Origin of the sequence: Nesterenkonia flava (genome assembly GCF_031432335.1) — a bacterium.
In the GTDB taxonomy this organism is placed as follows: Bacteria; Actinomycetota; Actinomycetes; order Actinomycetales; family Micrococcaceae; genus Nesterenkonia; species Nesterenkonia flava.
The window spans coordinates 22,569-37,838 of sequence record NZ_JAVKGT010000009.1; the positions used below are offsets into that span (position 1 = coordinate 22,569).

Genomic DNA, 15,270 nt, shown 5'->3' on the forward strand with positions numbered 1-15,270 from the left:
CCATTCTACGAGCCGGGGCTAGGATGGGGACGATGACGGAATCCTCTGCTCTGCTGACCGACCAGTACGAGCTCACCATGGTGCAGGCGGCGCTGCTTTCAGGTGCAGCGCACCGCCGATGCGTATTCGAAGTCTTCGCCCGCAAGCTACCGGCAGGTCGGCGCTACGGGGTAGTGGCCGGAACCGGGCGTCTGCTGGAGGGTCTGCAGCGCTTCAGGTTTGGCACCTCGGAGCTGGACTTCCTCTCCTCCACCGGCGTGTTCGACGACGAGACCCTTCACTACCTCAGCGGCTACCGCTTCTCCGGCACCGTGCTGGGATACGCGGAGGGCGAGACCTACTTTCCGCACTCCCCCGTCCTTCGGTTCGAGGCGACCTTTGCCGAGGCCTGCGTGCTGGAGACCTACGTGCTCTCGGTGATGAACCACGACTCGGCCATTGCCTCCGCAGCTTCCCGCATGACCGTGGCGGCCGACGGCCGGCCGTGCGTGGACATGGGATCCCGCCGAACGCAGGAGCACTCTGCGGTGGCAGCCGCGCGCGCGGCCGCGGTGGCCGGATTCACCGCCACCAGCAACCTCGAGGCCGGTCGCCAGTTCGGGCTGGACACCCTGGGCACCGCCGCCCACGCGTTCACCCTGTTGCACGACTCCGAGGAGGAGGCCTTCCGCGCCCAGGTGGAGGCGTTTGGCCCCGGCACTACGCTGCTGGTGGATACCTTCGATGTGGAGACTGCCGTTCGCCGGGCAGTGGAGATCGCCGGGCCTGAGCTGGGCGCGGTCCGCTTAGACTCCGGCGATCTCGTGGAGCAGGCGCACTGGGTGCGCCGGCTGCTGGATTCCCTGGGCAACACCTCCACCAGGATCATCGTCTCCTCGGACCTGGATGAGTACGCTATTGCCCGCCTTGCCTCCGCTCCGGTGGATTCCTACGGCGTGGGCACCCGTCTGGTGACCGGGTCCGGTGCGCCTACCGCCTCCATGGTCTACAAGCTCGTGGAGCGCGACGACGACGCCGGCACCCCCGTGCCGGTGGAGAAGGCTTCCGCCGGCAAGACTGGCCGGGCCGGGGTGAAGCACCCCGTGCGCACCTTCGATGAGCACGGGATCGCCGAGGCTGAAGTGCTGGGGGTGGGCGGCGAGCCTAATACTGAAGGCAGCTCCGCCAGGTCACTTCATGTGCCCCTCATCGTCGACGGCGAGCTCCGCCCCGGTCATACCGGGTCTGAGGCAGTACGGACCGCACGGGAACGCCATGCCGAGTCCCTGGCAGAACTTCCGGCTCAGGCTCACCGCCTCAGTGATGGGGACCCGGTGATCCCCACGATCTTCTCCTGAGCTGCGCTGCTCCCGTCGTCGCATGACGGCCCCGGCGGTCACTGCTGGGCTTCTCGCGGTCCCTGCCTGAGCCCTAGACTGGTGGCATGGAGGCTCTGATCATTGTTGATGTGCAGACGGACTTCTGCGAAGGCGGCTCGCTGGCGGTAGAGGGGGGCGCGGAGGTCGCAGCCCGCATCTCGGAGTTCCTCGAGGACGCCCACGCCGAGTACGAGGCCATCGTGACCACCCAGGACTGGCACATCGATCCGGGCCGGCACTTCTCCGACTCCCCGAACTTCGAAACCACCTGGCCCGTGCACTGCGTGGCCGGCTCCCCCGGCGCCGAGTTACACGAAGACCTGGACACCGATCACGTCGATGCCCGATTCCTCAAAGGCATGTTCTCCGACGGCTACTCCGGCTTCGAAGGCCAGCTCGGAGATCCCGAACGGGTCGGCATCCTCGAGGGCGAGAAGGGCATTCGTGTGGAACCCTCCGACGTCGTTCCCTCGGGCTCCCCGGAGCTGGACACGTGGTTGCGTGATCGCGGCATCGACTCGGTGACGATTGTGGGTATCGCCACCGACCACTGCGTTCGGGCCACCGCACTGGATGCGACGGAGAACGACTACCGGGTTCGGGTGATCTCCGACCTCACCGTTGGGGTGAATGAAGATCGAGTCGCTGAGACCTTCGATGAGCTGCGAGAGGCCGACATCGAGGTAGTCACCCTCGACGAGCTGGAGCTCTAGCCCGGCATTCACCGCGGGCGGTTCAGGTCATCCCATTCCCAGCGCACCAGTCGCCGCCCCGTGTCACGGATGGCCTCTTCCCTGCGCACCTGGGCCCAATAGACCTCCCCCGGTGAGGTCTGGGAAAGCCGTGACGCCTCGGTGAACTTAATTCGCCCATCGAACTCACCGACCACTCCTTCCCGCATCCACTCAAAATCCAGACGCGCCGTTCCGCCGTCGGGCAGCCGTAGTACCGTCTGCAGCTGCGGCGGAGCGAAGCCGAGTTCATCTATCAGCACCCGCGATCGGGACTCTCCCGGCGACTCACTGCGCGGGTCAGCAAACCCCAGCGCCCGTTCCCACGCAGCCCGCGCCCGTGATGACCACAGCCATTGCTGCGCCTCCGCCAGCGCGTCGCGGTCGAGACGCCCCAGCACCGATCGTCCGCCCAGGACCGCGTCCAGGATGACCACAGCTTCCTGCGTCCCCAAGCGGGGCACCGTGTCCATCAGAACCAGGGGAAGAGGCTCCACCTGCACGCGGACTTCCCCTCCGCCGTCGAGCCTCACGTCCGGAACTGGCAACCACCCTCCCCCGACCCGCACCTGCTCCCGAAACAGACCCCGGAAGCAGTCCGCGTTGCCCGTACGAGGCACCGGAGGACGCACCGTGCGCACAGGGATCAGCCCTCTGGGGCCGGGGCCTCCGCTGACTCCCGCCCGGGAGTCGCTGCTGGCTCGAGCATGGACCTCTCGGGTCAACCCCAGCAGCGGAACGCCGTAGAGCACCAACGCGGTCTGTCGGCAGAAGATGCGTGCTGGACGCTGCAGTCCCGCTGCGGCCGTCATCGCCAGATGCCGGCTCCAGGGCGGGGCTTGATCCCACTCCGCCCGGCGCAGAAACACTCCGGGGCGCAGCGTAAGGAGCTCCCCGCGCCGCACCGCACGCAGGGCGGTGGCTCGGGAACTTCCGTCGGTCCGGGGATGAATAATGTGCAGACTCACTCGAACAGCGTGACCGACGGCCTAATCACCGTAAGCCGTAGCAAACCCATCCGAGAAGATCACGGGAGGTTGGCCGAGGAATACACAACTTGGGGAAATGACGCTCAGGATCGGCGGTGGCCCGGATCAACGGCGAACCGATCAGCGATGCTGAAACACCACCAGGCGTTCACGATGCACGTACTCCCCCAGCGATCGCGAGAGTTTCAGTGCCGGCGCAGATCAGTCCGGCGGTGAAACATGTGCGAGCGCTGTGGCACCGACAGGTCGCGGGGCGGCATTCACGGGCTACTTCATGCCCACAAACCACTGCTGCAGCTTCTTCAGCCGCGCCTCCAACTGCGCCTGGGTCGCCTGGCCCACCGCCGGCCCGCCGCAAGCATCACGCAGCTTGGTGTGGATACTGCCCTGGTGCATTCCGGTTTTCGCCGAATACGCCGAGACTGACTTGTTCAGACGGTTGCGCAGATCCTTAAGCTGCCGATGGTCGACGACGTCAGCCTGGCGCTCAGCCGCTGCGGGCCGGCGCTTGAGCTGCTGCTGCTGGTGCTTGCGCAGCAGCGTCGAGACCTGCTCGGGCTCCAGGAGACCAGGGATGCCGAGGAAGTCCATCTCCTCCTCGGACCCCACCGCTCCCCCGAGGCCGAACTCGTCACCGTCGAAGAGCACCTTGTCGAAGGATGCGTTGGAGCCCAGCGCGGCGAAGGAGCCCTTGGTGAGCTCTTCGCTGGCGCGGTCCTCCTTCTCCGCCTCGGCGAGCATATGCTCCTCGGGAATCCCGTCCTGCTCCTGGGCCGACTCGGGCACGGCGAGCGCATGGTCGCGCTCAGCCTCCATCTCATTGGCGAGGTCCGTGAGCACGGGCACCGAGGGCAGGAACACACTGGCGACCTCGGCCTTCTTGCGCAGACGGACGAATCGCCCGATCGCCTGGGCGAAGAACAGCGGGGTCGAGGTTGAGGTCGCGTAGACCCCGACGCAGAGCCGCGGCACATCGACGCCCTCGGAGACCATACGAACCGCGACCATCCACATTTTGGAGCCGTCAGCGCTGAACTCGTCGATCCGGTTCGACGCTTCCTTGTCGTCGGAGAGGACCACCGTGGTCTTCTGGCCTGTGAGACGGTCCAGCTGCGCCGCATAGGCGTGGGCGGCTTCGTGGTCCGTGGCGATGACCAGGCCCCCGGCGTCCTCGATCTTGTCCCGGACTTTCAGCAGGCGCTTGTGGGCTGCGGCGAGAACGGCAGGGATCCACTCCCCTTCAGGGTTCAGCGCGGTCCGCCAGGCGTGCTGGGTGATGTCCTTGGTCGCGGCGCCGCCGAGCTGCGCTTCCATCTCTTCACCGCTGGAGGTGCGCCAACGCATGTTCCCGGAGTAAGCCATAAAGACCACGGGACGCACCACACGGTCCTTCAGCGCCGGGCCGTAGCCGTAGGAATAGTCCGCACGGGACCTTCGCACCCCGTCGGCGTCCTCGACGTAGTCCACAAAAGGAATCGGCGCGGTATCCGAGCGGAAGGGCGTACCCGTCAGCGCCAGGCGGCGCACCGCCGGGTCGAAGGCCTCACGCACACCGTCTCCCCAGGAGAGTGAGTCACCGGCGTGGTGGATCTCATCGAAGATGACAAACGTGCGCGCGGCCTCGGTTTTGTTCCGGTGCAGCGCGGGCTTGTTGGCCACCTGGGCATAAGTGACCGCAACACCGATGAACTGGCGTCCGTGGCGGCCGTCGGAGTTCTTGAAGTTGGGATCGATGGAGAGGCCCACACGGGCGGCGGCGTCCGCCCACTGCCGTTTGAGGTGCTCGGTGGGCGCCACGACGTAGAGCCGATTGATCTCTCCGGACTCCACGAGCATCTTGGCGACGCGCAGAGCAAACGTGGTCTTACCGGCTCCAGGGGTCGCAACGGTGAGGAAGTCCCTTGGCTTCTTCTGGATGTAGAGATCCAAGGCCTCCTGCTGCCATTGACGCAGGGTGCCGGCGGTGCCGTGAGCGGCGCGGTGCGGATAGGCTGGGGGGAGATTGGCACCGACAACAGTGCCAACGTCGAAGAGGGTGGGCCCGGCCTCGCTCGGTGGTGTGTTCACGCCTCAGTTCTTGCCGAAGCCGAAGAAACCGCGGCCGCGTCCTTTGCCAGAGCCGGAGTTGTCCCCGCCCTCGCCGAAGCCTTCGTAGATTTCTTTGCACTCCGGGCAGACGGGGAACTTCTTGGGGTCACGGGAGGGGACCCACACCTTGCCGCAGAGTGCGACGACGGCGCCGCCCTCCAGGGCGGACTCCATGATCTTGTCCTTCTTCACGTAGTGGGCGAACCGCTCGTGATCCCCGGGCTCGCTCAGCTGCTCCTGGTGCTGGCGTTCGATGGTCGCAGCACCGCCGGACGCCGGAGCGGCGGCCGGATCAGCAGTGTGCATCCAGAACGTGTGAGCGAGAGTCATTGAGTCAGCCATACTCACAAGTTTACGAGATGCCTCTGACAGATGCACTGCCGGTCCCGCGCACCGTGGCGCACTACCTCAGTAGGCCTGCACGTACTGGAAGAGCTCCGGCTGGCTGCGATCATAGATCCTGCCGCCCCAGACAATCCCAGCCCACGTCAGCAGTAGACCCTTGAGCAGGGTCACCGTGACGAGCACGACGCCGGCCCACGCAGCGCCGCTGACAGCGTAGATGATCAGCAGGACGAGTTCAGGGAGCATGAGCGCCACAGTCGCCATCATGGAACCGAGCTGGATGACCATCATGCGCCCGCCCGCACCCTGCGGCTGCTTGAACGGTGAGTCCCCCGGGCGGGGTGTGGGATAGACCAGTCGCGCGGAAATCACCGAAGAAAGCCCGACCATCGCCAGCAGCATACCCACCGCCAACGAGGTGACGATGACCAGGTGCCAGGCGTTCTCAGCCCAGATCATCGGCACCGCGGAGGCCAGCACCGTGAAGGGCAGGGCAAAGCTCAGCAGTGCTGCAGCCCGCCCCAACCGGTCCTGAAAGCCGGTGACGCCGGTGGTCACGTGCAGGGCGAAGGCCGTGTAGTCATAGGAGATGTCAGCGCTGATGGCGTATCCGAGCATCCAGGCGATGAAGGGCCCGATGGCGTAGAGCGGCCAGACAGCGCCACCCTGCCAGTGCAGGAAGACCGCGACGAAGATCATGGCCGGCACGACGATGAGCGAACCACCGTAGCGCGGATCGCGCAGCCAGTAGGTCATGGCACGTGCAGCCACAGCACCCCACGGCGTGGCCGGAAAGCGGCCGAAGAAGCCGAGCTTGCCCGCCTTGTTCTCCCGCGTGCGACCAGCGGGGACCGAAGGCCGCTCGGTGATCTTGACCAGACCGGCCCTGATGACCAGGGCGGCGACGACGGCGGTCGCCAGCAGCACTGCCAGGCGCAGGGCGAACGGGCCCCAGCTGCCCGTGGCGGCGTCGTATGGCAGCGCCACTCCCGCGGCTAAGGGGGTGTAGGCGACCCATTCGGCGATAACAGGCAGCGCGTCCCAAATGGAGTCGAAGACCTGCAGCAGGCCCATCATGATCGGGTAGGCCATCACGGCGACCCCGATGCCCAGCACGGCGACCAGATCGCGGGCGCGGCGCCCGGAGAACCAGGCGGCCGCGGTGGTGGCCACCGCCTGGGAGATCAGGCAGTAGGTGACCAACAGCACCGGCACGCTCAGGACCGCCACAAGGAGAGCGGCAAGGTCGAAGCGCCACAGCATCGTCTGGCCGATCAGCCAGATGAGAGTCAGCCCGGCACCGATGGAGACCATGCCCGCTAGCACCAACCCCTGGATGAGCCGGCTCCGGGGCACCGCATAGGTGATGAACTGTTTCGGGTCCATCAGGGCATCGCCGGCGAGAAAGAGCGGGGCGATAAGCCAGATGAGGGACGCCAGGGTGCCCCAGAGGACAGAGACCAGGAAGCTGGTCTCTGCGTCGGCATCTGCTCCGGTCATGATCTGCTGCAGCACCACGAAGGCGACCACACCGAGACCGTAGAGTCCGCCAAAGATCGTGCCCAAGACGGCCCAGGTGGAGCGGTTGAGAGTGTTGAGCGTCAAGCGCCACTTCAGGCGAATCAGAGTCGCAACCATGACAGCTCCTGCTCCCCTGCCTCCAGGCCCACCAGTTCCACGAACCGGGTCTCCAGGTCCGAATCGCCCCGGACCTCCTCCACGGTGCCGGAGGCCAGGAGCTGCCCGGCAGCGATGATGCCGACGTGGCTGCACATGCGCTGAACCAGGTCCATGACGTGGCTCGAGAGGATGACGGTGCCTCCGGAGGCGACGTAGGAGTCCAGCAGCCCACGGATGGTGCGTGCGGACACCGGGTCCACCGCTTCGAATGGCTCATCCAGCACCAGGAGCTCGGGCGCATGCACCATGGCCGAGGCCAGGGCAATCTTTTTGGTCATACCCGCCGAGTAGTCCTGGACGAGTTTGCCGGCGGAGTCCTCCAGCCCGAGGACCCGCAGCAGGTCGGCGGTGCGCTCTGCGACGAGGTCGCGCTCCATGCCGCGCAGAAGTCCTGCGTAAGTCACCAGCTGCTCGCCGGTGAGCTTGTCGAAGAGGCGTACGCCGTCGGCAAGCACCCCCATCCGCCGCTTGGCCTCTGTGGGGTGGGCCCAGACGTCGACGCCGGCAACCTCCACCTGGCCCTCATCCGGACGCAGCAGACCGGTGGCCATGGACAGTGTGGTGGTCTTGCCCGCGCCGTTGGGGCCCACGAATCCGTAGAAGGACCCTCGCGGGACTTCCATATCCAGATGGTGGACGGCGGTCTTGCCGCCGAAACGTTTGCTGAGACCCCGTATCGCCAGTGCTGCGTTCTCCATAAGGTTCAGCCTAACGGCGCAGCGCCTCCAGTCCATCAGCCCATCGGATGATGTGACGAGCTACGCCTCGCGGGACCAGTCCGTGGGCCCGGGGCGTCTCTCCCGCCCGCGGGACCAGCGCTTCAGGCGCGAAGGCGGGCGTCAGCCCGCCGAGAGCGCGGCGGGGTCTCCCCGCCCGCGGGACCAGCTCAGAACAGCGCCGAGGCAAGCTTCTTGCGGGAAGCAGCCACGCGAGGGTCGGAGTCACCCACGATGCTGTAGAGCTCCACGAGGTGCTTGCGCGCGGTCTCGCGGTCCGGTCCAGGGTGAGCCTGGATGAAGCGGACAAGACGAGTGAAGGCGTCCTCGACGTGTCCTCCGAGCACGTCGACGTCGGCAACGGCCATCTGTGCCTGCACGTCATCCGGGTTCTCTGCAGCGCGCTGGCGCACGGCCGCGAGGTCCACGTCCTGCGTACGCTGCATCAGGCGGACCTGCGCGAGGCCGAGCTTGGCTTCCTCGTCGTCGGGCTTCTCCTTGATGGCCTGCTCGTAGGCGGCTACGGCACCTTCGTAGTCCCCCGCCTCGAGCGCCTCGTGAGCCTTCCGGTGCAGAGGCGGCATCTCGGGCTCCTGCTCCGGACCTTCGCCCCCTCCGCGCTTGCCCTGCGGCGGCAGAGTTGCGGTCACCCCATTCTGGGTGGCCAGCTGCAGGATCTGGGTGACGACCTGGGGCAGCTGCTCTACGGGTGCGCTGGCGTCGAACTCACCAATGGGCTGACCGGCCAGGAACGCCGTCACCACGGGCAGCTGACCTGCCTGCTGTGCGAGCTCGGGCGAGGCGGCCACGTCGATGGCCGCGAGAAGGATGCGTCCGCCCTGGGCGTCGACAGCGTCCTCCAGGGTGGAGCGGAATCGCGCTGACGTCTCATCCGCGCCGTGAAGCAGCACCAGAACGGGCGCCTGGGCGGAGAGCTGAACCAGCTGCTGCAGCTGCTGAGGCTGGGCGCTGACACACCACGTATCGCGTCCCTCGCCGCCCTGCCCCTGGGACGAGGGCTGAGACTGGGAGGACGCAGCCGGCGTACCGGCGAGCGAGGACAGGTCTACCGCGCCTCGTGCATTGACCGGGCGGGCACTGCCCGAGGCCGATGGATCAGTGTGCGGGGGCTGGGACACTGTGAAGCTCCTCTTTGGATGACACGGGGGCTGGACATACTGTCTCTAGACTACTGCGCCCGCCCCACTGATGTGGGACGGGCGCAGTCGATGGGAAGCGTCCTGCCTCGGACGAGGGCCGGGTTTAGGCCTCTGCGTCCTCCTCAGGGGTCTGATCGGCGTCGGTCTCCTCCGCCGGTTCGTCACCCTCGGACTGGGTGTCCTCCTCGGGTTCCTCGTCAGAGTCCTGAGCATCCTCGTCGGCCTGCTCCTCGGACTCGTCCTGGTCCTCAGTCTCCTCGTCCTCGTCCTCATCGCGGACGGCGGGTCCGGGGTAGCCTTCGAACCACTCCGGCTCGTCGATGGAGGCGTCCATGGTGAGCTCGTGAATGCCGACGAGCTCGATCTGGCCGCCATCGCCGTAGTCTGCGGGGATCCGCACTACAGCGGACTGGAGGGTCAGGATCTCGGTCGGGAAAGTGGTCCAGTCGGTGCCGACAAGCTCCTCCACCAGGTCATAGTCCAGGAAGATCGTGTCTCCGTCAGCCAGGGGTGCCATCTGCATGATCAGCTCGAAAGAGCCGGCGACGACGACGGAACCGTCGGGAAGCTCCAGGGCGGTGAGCTCCTCGTGGACCTGCGGCTCGGGGAAGCTCAGCTCGGTGGCCTCCATGGCCTCCTCCAGCTGGGTGAAGTAGCCGTGGAGGTCATCGATGTAGCTGCTGGGAGCCACACGCTCAGCGAAGTCATGGTCGCTGTCAGCGAAGAACTGGGAGAGTCCCTCAAGGGCTGCGGCAGGGGTCAGGCCGTTGTCCTCGTTGTCCAGCTCGACGGACTTCACGCCGCCCTGCTCCGTGGCGATGACCGGAAACGCGTCGTAGTCCGAAGGCATCAGGGAGAAGTGCGTCAGGCGATAGTTCTCCCGGGCAGACTCCTGCTCCAGCACGAGCACCTGGCGCAGAGAGGTCTCGGGGTGTTCGGTCACCACGATGGCCTCGCGGGGGAACTCGGTCTCGCTGGTCACCGCAGCCGAAAGGACCTCGGTTCCGATGGGCTGGGGCATGGACGTTTCTGCAAGCTCGTGATTGCGGTAGGCCAGCTCACGCACCTGCGCGGCGTGACCTGCGATCCGGGGCTCGAGCAATTCCGCGTCACCCGCTTCATCAGCCTCAGCGGCAGTGACAGCGATGTCCTCAAGGATGCGCTCCAGCTGGGAATCCAGCAGCACGGAATGCTCCTGTTCCAGCTGCGGGGCCTCGCCCTCGGCCTCTTCCTGCTCCGCCTCAGCCTGATCTGTCTGGCTCTGCTCGGCACCTTCCTCAGCAGGAGCGGTCTCCTCCGCCTGAGCGGGCGCGGCGACGCCCACCGCGGCTCCCAGCGCGAGGGCTCCGGCGGTCAGCGCGGCGAAGAACGAGCGTCCGGAATCACCGCGCTCGGTATCGGTTTCGGTGGAGGGCGTACCCTCGGACTCCTGTGCAGGGGTTTCGCCCGTCACCGTGGTCTCCTCAGCAGGCACCTCTGCGGAGGTGCCATCTGTCTCGTCGTCTTCGTGGCGCTCTTCGCGGTCGCGGCGTGCCCCAGCAAGGGCCCAGTACAGCAGTCCGAGAGCCAGCAGCAGCAGCAGGCCACCCAGGACCAGCATGACGGTTGCGCCAGTAGTGTCGTTATCCTCGGTGATCGTCATCGAGATCTGTGAGGGTGCAGCCTCAGTGCCGTCGCGGAAGACCAGCACGGACCACTCACCGCCGTCGCCCTGGGTGTTCCACTGGTAGGTGTGCTCACCCTCAACGGTCTCGGTGACGACCCAGAGGTCAGAGCCGGCCGGATTGGGGGCAGTCTCCTCGCCCTCCACGCGCTCGGCGGTCAGCTGGGCCTCCTGGTCCTCACCCGAGGCTTCTTCGTACCCGTTGACTAGCACGTGTGAGGTCTCGCCGACCCATGCCTCCACGTCGTGGGTGCGCCCGAGCGCGAGAGTGTATTCACCCTCGGCATCGATGGTCAGCTCATCACGACCGGCCTCGGAGTCGATGACGTCGTCGGTGATCACGGTCAGGGGTGCGTCCTCCAGCTCTTGGCTGGTGACGGTCGTGGAGTCCTCGGGGGCCCACACAGTGAGCTGGCCGAGGCCCAGTCCCAGCAGGAGCAGTCCTGCGAGGAAAGCGGCTATGGCGGAGATGAATCGCACGGTAGTTGGGTGTCCTTTAGATGGCAGCGTGGTATGTCAGCGGTCAAGACTAGCGAAGGTAACGATACGATAACAAATCTGTACGCTCCCTGGAAGGGACCCGACCGCGAGTGTGTGTGGCACGCGATAGCGGGCATCTCGTGCAGGAGGCACCGCCGCTCGTTCACGTCCAGCCTACCGGCGGGCAGCCGCCGCTAGGTTTGGGAAGATAGAACCATGGGCAGAGGAAAGAAGCGCAGCGCGGGCGGCTCGAAGTGGCAGCGCGAACACCGTCCCCTCTCCCCCGGGCTCTTCGCCCCCGGCGGCATCAGCACCGGAGTGGTGCGACGACGCGACGGCGAGTACCACGTGCGCTATATCTCCGGCAGCGCCGCCACCAAGACCTATACGTGCCCAGGCTGCGGGCTGAGCATCGCCGCGGGTACCGCTCACGTGGTGGCGTGGCGGGCCGATTCGATCATGGGAGACGAGTTCGCGGCTTCGGAACGCCGCCACTGGCACTCTCAGTGCTGGAGAATCGCCTGAGGTGTCGCTGCGCGCCGGATAGGCTCAGAACAGTCTGGACTCCGCGTCGTCCTCGCCCTTCATCTCCTCATAATCGAGGACTACGCAGCGGATACCTCGATCCTCGGCCAGCGTGCGTGCCTGCGGCTTGATCTGCTGTGCGGCGAACACGCCTGACACAGGTGCCAGCAGGGGGTCTCGGTTCAACAGCTCCAGGTAGCGCGTCAGCTGCTCTACGCCATCGATGTCACCGCGGCGCTTGAGCTCCACCGCGACTGTCCCTGAAGGGCCCTTGGCCAGGATGTCCACCGGCCCGATCGGCGTCGGGTGCTCACGGCGGATCAGGGTGTGCCCCTCGCCCAGGCGCTGGATCTGCTCGGCAAGGAGGCGCTGCAGGTCAGACTCGACCCCGTCCTTCACCAGGCCGGGGTCGGATCCGAGTTCATGGGAGGAGTCATGGTGAACCTCAGAGATGAGGATCTTGAGGGTGTCATCGGACTTATCGGCCTTCACGGTCCAGACTTCCTGGATCCCGGCTTCGGCCTGATGCTCGTCGGGCTCCGTGATGCGCATACGTGCAGGCGGGGACATCCAGTTCAACGGTTTATACGAGCCGCCGTCGGAGTGGATAAGAACGGCACCGTCGGCCTTGACCATCAGCAGCCGTGTGGCCAACGCCAGATGGGCGTTGAGTCGGCCGGAATAGGTCACCGAACATGTCGCAATCACCAGTCGCACAAGCAGAAATCCTAACAGTGGTCATCGTGCCCCACTCCCCGTCGCGAGTGTGGCAACCGGGCGCAGACACCCGAAGGCCCGGACCCCCGCGCGGGGACCCGGGCCTTCGGCTCAGTGAAGTGAGAGGTATGGGCTGAGTCTTCAGCCCTTAGGTGGTGAGGTCGGCGTCGTCGGCCACAATGGTCACCCGATCATGGTCGACGGAGAAGAATCCGCCCTTGACCTGCGCTGTGACCTTGGGACCGGAGACCGGCTCGATAGCGAGCTCGCCCTCACCCAGCAGGGCCAGCACCGGAGTGTGGCCTGGCAGGATGCCGATATCGCCTTCCACGGTGCGTCCGCGGACAGACTTCGCCTTGCCCGACCACACCGCGTGGTCGGTGGCGACGACCTGGACGTCGAGTTCGGCCATGGCGATCAGTCCTGCTTCTGCATCTCGGCGTAGCGACGCTCCACGTCGTCCAGTCCGCCGATGTTGTAGAAGGCCTGCTCGGGGATGTGGTCGAGATCGCCGTTGGCGATGGCGTTGAAGCCCTCGATGGTGTCCTTGATGGAGACCGTCGAGCCCTCCACGCCGGTGAACTGCTTCGCCGTGTAGGTGTTCTGCGACAGGAACTGCTCGATGCGGCGGGCACGCGAGACGATGATCTTGTCCTCTTCGGAGAGCTCGTCCACACCGAGGATCGCGATGATGTCCTGCAGTTCCTTGTTCTTCTGCAGGATCTGCTTCACGCGAGTGGCGCAGTCGTAGTGCTCCTGACCCACGTACTGCGGGTCGAGGATGCGGGAGGTCGAGGTCAGCGGGTCCACAGCGGGGTAGAGACCACGCGAGGCGATCGCACGCGAGAGCTCGGTGGTCGCATCCAGGTGGGCGAACACGTTGGCCGGTGCGGGGTCGGTGTAGTCATCCGCGGGGACGTAGACGGCCTGCATCGAGGTGATGGAGTGACCGCGGGTCGAGGTAATGCGCTCCTGGAGCACACCCATCTCGTCCGCCAGGTTGGGCTGGTAACCCACTGCGGAGGGCATGCGGCCCAACAGCGTCGAGACCTCGGAGCCGGCCTGGGAGAAGCGGAAGATGTTGTCGATGAACAGCAGCACGTCCTGGTTCTGCACATCGCGGAAGTACTCCGCCATGGTCAGACCGGTCAGCGCCACGCGCAGACGGGTTCCCGGCGGCTCGTCCATCTGACCAAACACCAGTGCGGTGTCCTTGAGCACGCCGGCCTCTTCCATCTCGACCCAGAGGTCGTTGCCCTCACGGGTACGCTCGCCAACACCGGCAAAGACGGAGGTACCGCCGAAGTTGCGGGCCACACGGGTGATCATCTCCTGGATGAGCACGGTCTTTCCCACACCTGCGCCGCCGAACAGGCCGATCTTGCCGCCCTTGATGTAGGGGGTCAGCAGGTCGATGACCTTGATGCCGGTCTCCAGCATCTCGGTGGAGCCCTCAAGCGCAGCAAAGTTGGGGGCCTTGCGGTGAATGGGCCACCGCTCGGTGATCTCGAGCTGCTCGGTGGGGATGTCCAGGGTCTCGCCCAGAACGTTGAAGATGTGACCCTTGACCGAGTCACCCACAGGCACCGAGATCGGCGAGCCGGTGTCCTGCACGGGCACGCCGCGGACCAGGCCGTCGGTGGCCTGCAGGGCGATGCCGCGTACCAGGTTGTCACCCAGGTGCTGTGCGGTCTCGAAGGTGATGGTGCGGGTCTCCCCGCCCAGGGTGACCTCTGCGGTCAGGGCGTTGTAGATCTCCGGGATGGAGTCGGCCGGGAACTCGATGTCCACGACCGGGCCGATCACGCGGGCGATCCGGCCGGTCGCACCCGGTGCCGGGGCCCCTGCGGGGCTCTGTTCTGCAGTAGTGGCAGTCATCTCTCTCACTTCACTTGATCTTGGATGATGTCAACTTGTGTCTTAGGAGGCCGCCAGCGCGTCGGCACCGGCGATGAGCTCGGTGAGCTCCTGAGTGATCTCGGCCTGGCGAGCGTTGTTGCGCAGCAGCGTGTACTTGCGGATCAGCTCGTCGGCGTTGTCAGCGGCGGACTTCATGGCGCGCTGGCGAGCGGCCAGCTCGGAGGCAGATGCCTCGAGCATCGCGGAGAAGATCCGGGACTCGATGTAGCGCGGCAGCAGTTCGTCCAGCACGTCCTCAGGGCTGGGCTCGAAGTCGTACTGCGGAAGGAACTGGTCGGCACCCTCCGCGTCTTTCTCCACCACTGCCAGGGGCAGCAGGCGGTGAACGACTGGCTCCTGCTTCACCATGGACTGGAACTCGGTGTAGACGAGGTAGAGCTCGTCGACGCCGCCCTCCTCAGTAGCCTGGGTGAAACGGTCCACCAGTGTGGTGCCGATCTCCCGGGCAGTGGACACCTCAGGGCTGTCGGTGTTGCCGGTCCAGACCTTGTCGTACTCCCGAGACCGGAAGTCGTAGAAGGCCTGCGCCTTGCGGCCATACAGATAGGGGCGGACTTCCACACCGTCGGCCTTCAGTCGAGCCACAAGGGACTCGGAACGCTTGAGCACGTTGGTGGAGTACGCTCCGGCCAGGCCTCGGTCGCTGGTCATGATCAGCACAGCTGCGCGCTTGGGCTCGGCCACCTTTTGGGTGAGCACGTGCTCCACGTCATTCTGGCTGGCCACGGCCGAAACGGCGCGAGTGATGGCCTCCGCATAGGGGGTGGATGCCTGAGCACGAGCGCGCGCTTTACCGATGCGCGAGGTCGCGATCAGCTCCATCGCCTTGAAGATCTTCTTCATCGACGACGTCGACTTGATCTTCTGGCGATAGACCCGGATCTGGGCTCCCATGCTT

General features: G+C 66.0%; 14 protein-coding genes. 3 read left to right on the forward strand and 11 right to left on the reverse strand.

Annotation, left to right across the window (positions count from 1 at the left end; all coding sequences use genetic code 11):
* Positions 1 to 23 precede the first annotated feature (23 nt).
* Both RH857_RS04825 and RH857_RS04830 read left to right on the forward strand, forming a co-directional pair.
* Positions 24 to 1,337, forward strand: a complete 1,314-nt coding sequence (locus tag RH857_RS04825; RefSeq protein ID WP_374761119.1) for a nicotinate phosphoribosyltransferase — start codon at positions 24 to 26, stop codon at positions 1,335 to 1,337.
* An 86-nt stretch (positions 1,338 to 1,423) separates the two neighbouring features.
* A complete protein-coding gene (locus RH857_RS04830; RefSeq protein WP_310536838.1) occupies positions 1,424 to 2,071 on the forward strand; it encodes an isochorismatase family protein in 648 nt (215 codons plus the stop codon).
* A gap of 8 nt (positions 2,072 to 2,079) precedes the next feature.
* On the opposite strand, the gene RH857_RS04835 is transcribed toward RH857_RS04830, so the two are convergent.
* The 7 genes from RH857_RS04835 to RH857_RS04865 form a co-directional block, all read right to left on the reverse strand.
* Positions 2,080 to 3,057: a hypothetical protein gene (locus RH857_RS04835; protein ID WP_310536839.1), complete on the reverse strand. Its 978-nt coding sequence runs from the start codon at positions 3,055 to 3,057 to the stop codon at positions 2,080 to 2,082.
* A gap of 288 nt (positions 3,058 to 3,345) precedes the next feature.
* Positions 3,346 to 5,145, reverse strand: a complete 1,800-nt coding sequence (locus RH857_RS04840) for a DEAD/DEAH box helicase (protein WP_310536840.1) — start codon at positions 5,143 to 5,145, stop codon at positions 3,346 to 3,348.
* Between the two features lie 3 nt (positions 5,146 to 5,148).
* Positions 5,149 to 5,508 (reverse strand): DUF3039 domain-containing protein, encoded by a 360-nt coding sequence (locus tag RH857_RS04845; RefSeq protein ID WP_374761120.1) that lies wholly within the window; start codon positions 5,506 to 5,508, stop codon positions 5,149 to 5,151.
* Positions 5,509 to 5,574: 66 nt separating this feature from the next.
* The gene (locus RH857_RS04850; RefSeq protein ID WP_310536841.1) at positions 5,575 to 7,149 is read right to left on the reverse strand and encodes a transporter; all 1,575 of its coding nucleotides are present in this window, start codon (positions 7,147 to 7,149) and stop codon (positions 5,575 to 5,577) included.
* Positions 7,134 to 7,889, reverse strand: coding sequence for an ABC transporter ATP-binding protein (locus RH857_RS04855; protein WP_310536842.1), 756 nt, complete (start codon positions 7,887 to 7,889; stop codon positions 7,134 to 7,136). Before RH857_RS04855 ends, RH857_RS04850 begins: the two co-directional genes overlap by 16 nt.
* A gap of 188 nt (positions 7,890 to 8,077) precedes the next feature.
* The gene (locus RH857_RS04860) at positions 8,078 to 9,046 is read right to left on the reverse strand and encodes a tetratricopeptide repeat protein (RefSeq protein WP_310536843.1); all 969 of its coding nucleotides are present in this window, start codon (positions 9,044 to 9,046) and stop codon (positions 8,078 to 8,080) included.
* Positions 9,047 to 9,170: 124 nt separating this feature from the next.
* The gene (locus RH857_RS04865; RefSeq protein WP_310536844.1) at positions 9,171 to 11,210 is read right to left on the reverse strand and encodes a hypothetical protein; all 2,040 of its coding nucleotides are present in this window, start codon (positions 11,208 to 11,210) and stop codon (positions 9,171 to 9,173) included.
* 216 nt (positions 11,211 to 11,426) lie between these two features.
* Here RH857_RS04865 and RH857_RS04870 point away from each other — a divergent pair, with 216 nt between their 5' ends.
* Entirely contained in the window at positions 11,427 to 11,735 is a 309-nt protein-coding gene (locus RH857_RS04870; protein WP_310536845.1) for an Rv1322 family protein, read from the forward strand.
* Positions 11,736 to 11,759: 24 nt separating this feature from the next.
* Here the strand turns inward: RH857_RS04870 and nucS are convergent, their stop codons facing one another.
* The 4 genes from nucS to RH857_RS04890 all read right to left on the reverse strand — a co-directional run bounded on the left by nucS (position 11,760) and on the right by RH857_RS04890 (position 15,266).
* A complete protein-coding gene (gene nucS / locus RH857_RS04875; protein WP_310536846.1) occupies positions 11,760 to 12,452 on the reverse strand; it encodes an endonuclease NucS in 693 nt (230 codons plus the stop codon).
* A gap of 148 nt (positions 12,453 to 12,600) precedes the next feature.
* A complete protein-coding gene (locus RH857_RS04880; protein WP_310536847.1) occupies positions 12,601 to 12,864 on the reverse strand; it encodes a F0F1 ATP synthase subunit epsilon in 264 nt (87 codons plus the stop codon).
* Between the two features lie 5 nt (positions 12,865 to 12,869).
* Positions 12,870 to 14,330, reverse strand: coding sequence for a F0F1 ATP synthase subunit beta (gene atpD / locus RH857_RS04885; RefSeq protein WP_310536848.1), 1,461 nt, complete (start codon positions 14,328 to 14,330; stop codon positions 12,870 to 12,872).
* A 42-nt stretch (positions 14,331 to 14,372) separates the two neighbouring features.
* Positions 14,373 to 15,266 (reverse strand): F0F1 ATP synthase subunit gamma, encoded by an 894-nt coding sequence (locus RH857_RS04890; RefSeq protein ID WP_310536849.1) that lies wholly within the window; start codon positions 15,264 to 15,266, stop codon positions 14,373 to 14,375.
* Between the last annotated feature and the right edge of the window lie 4 nt (positions 15,267 to 15,270).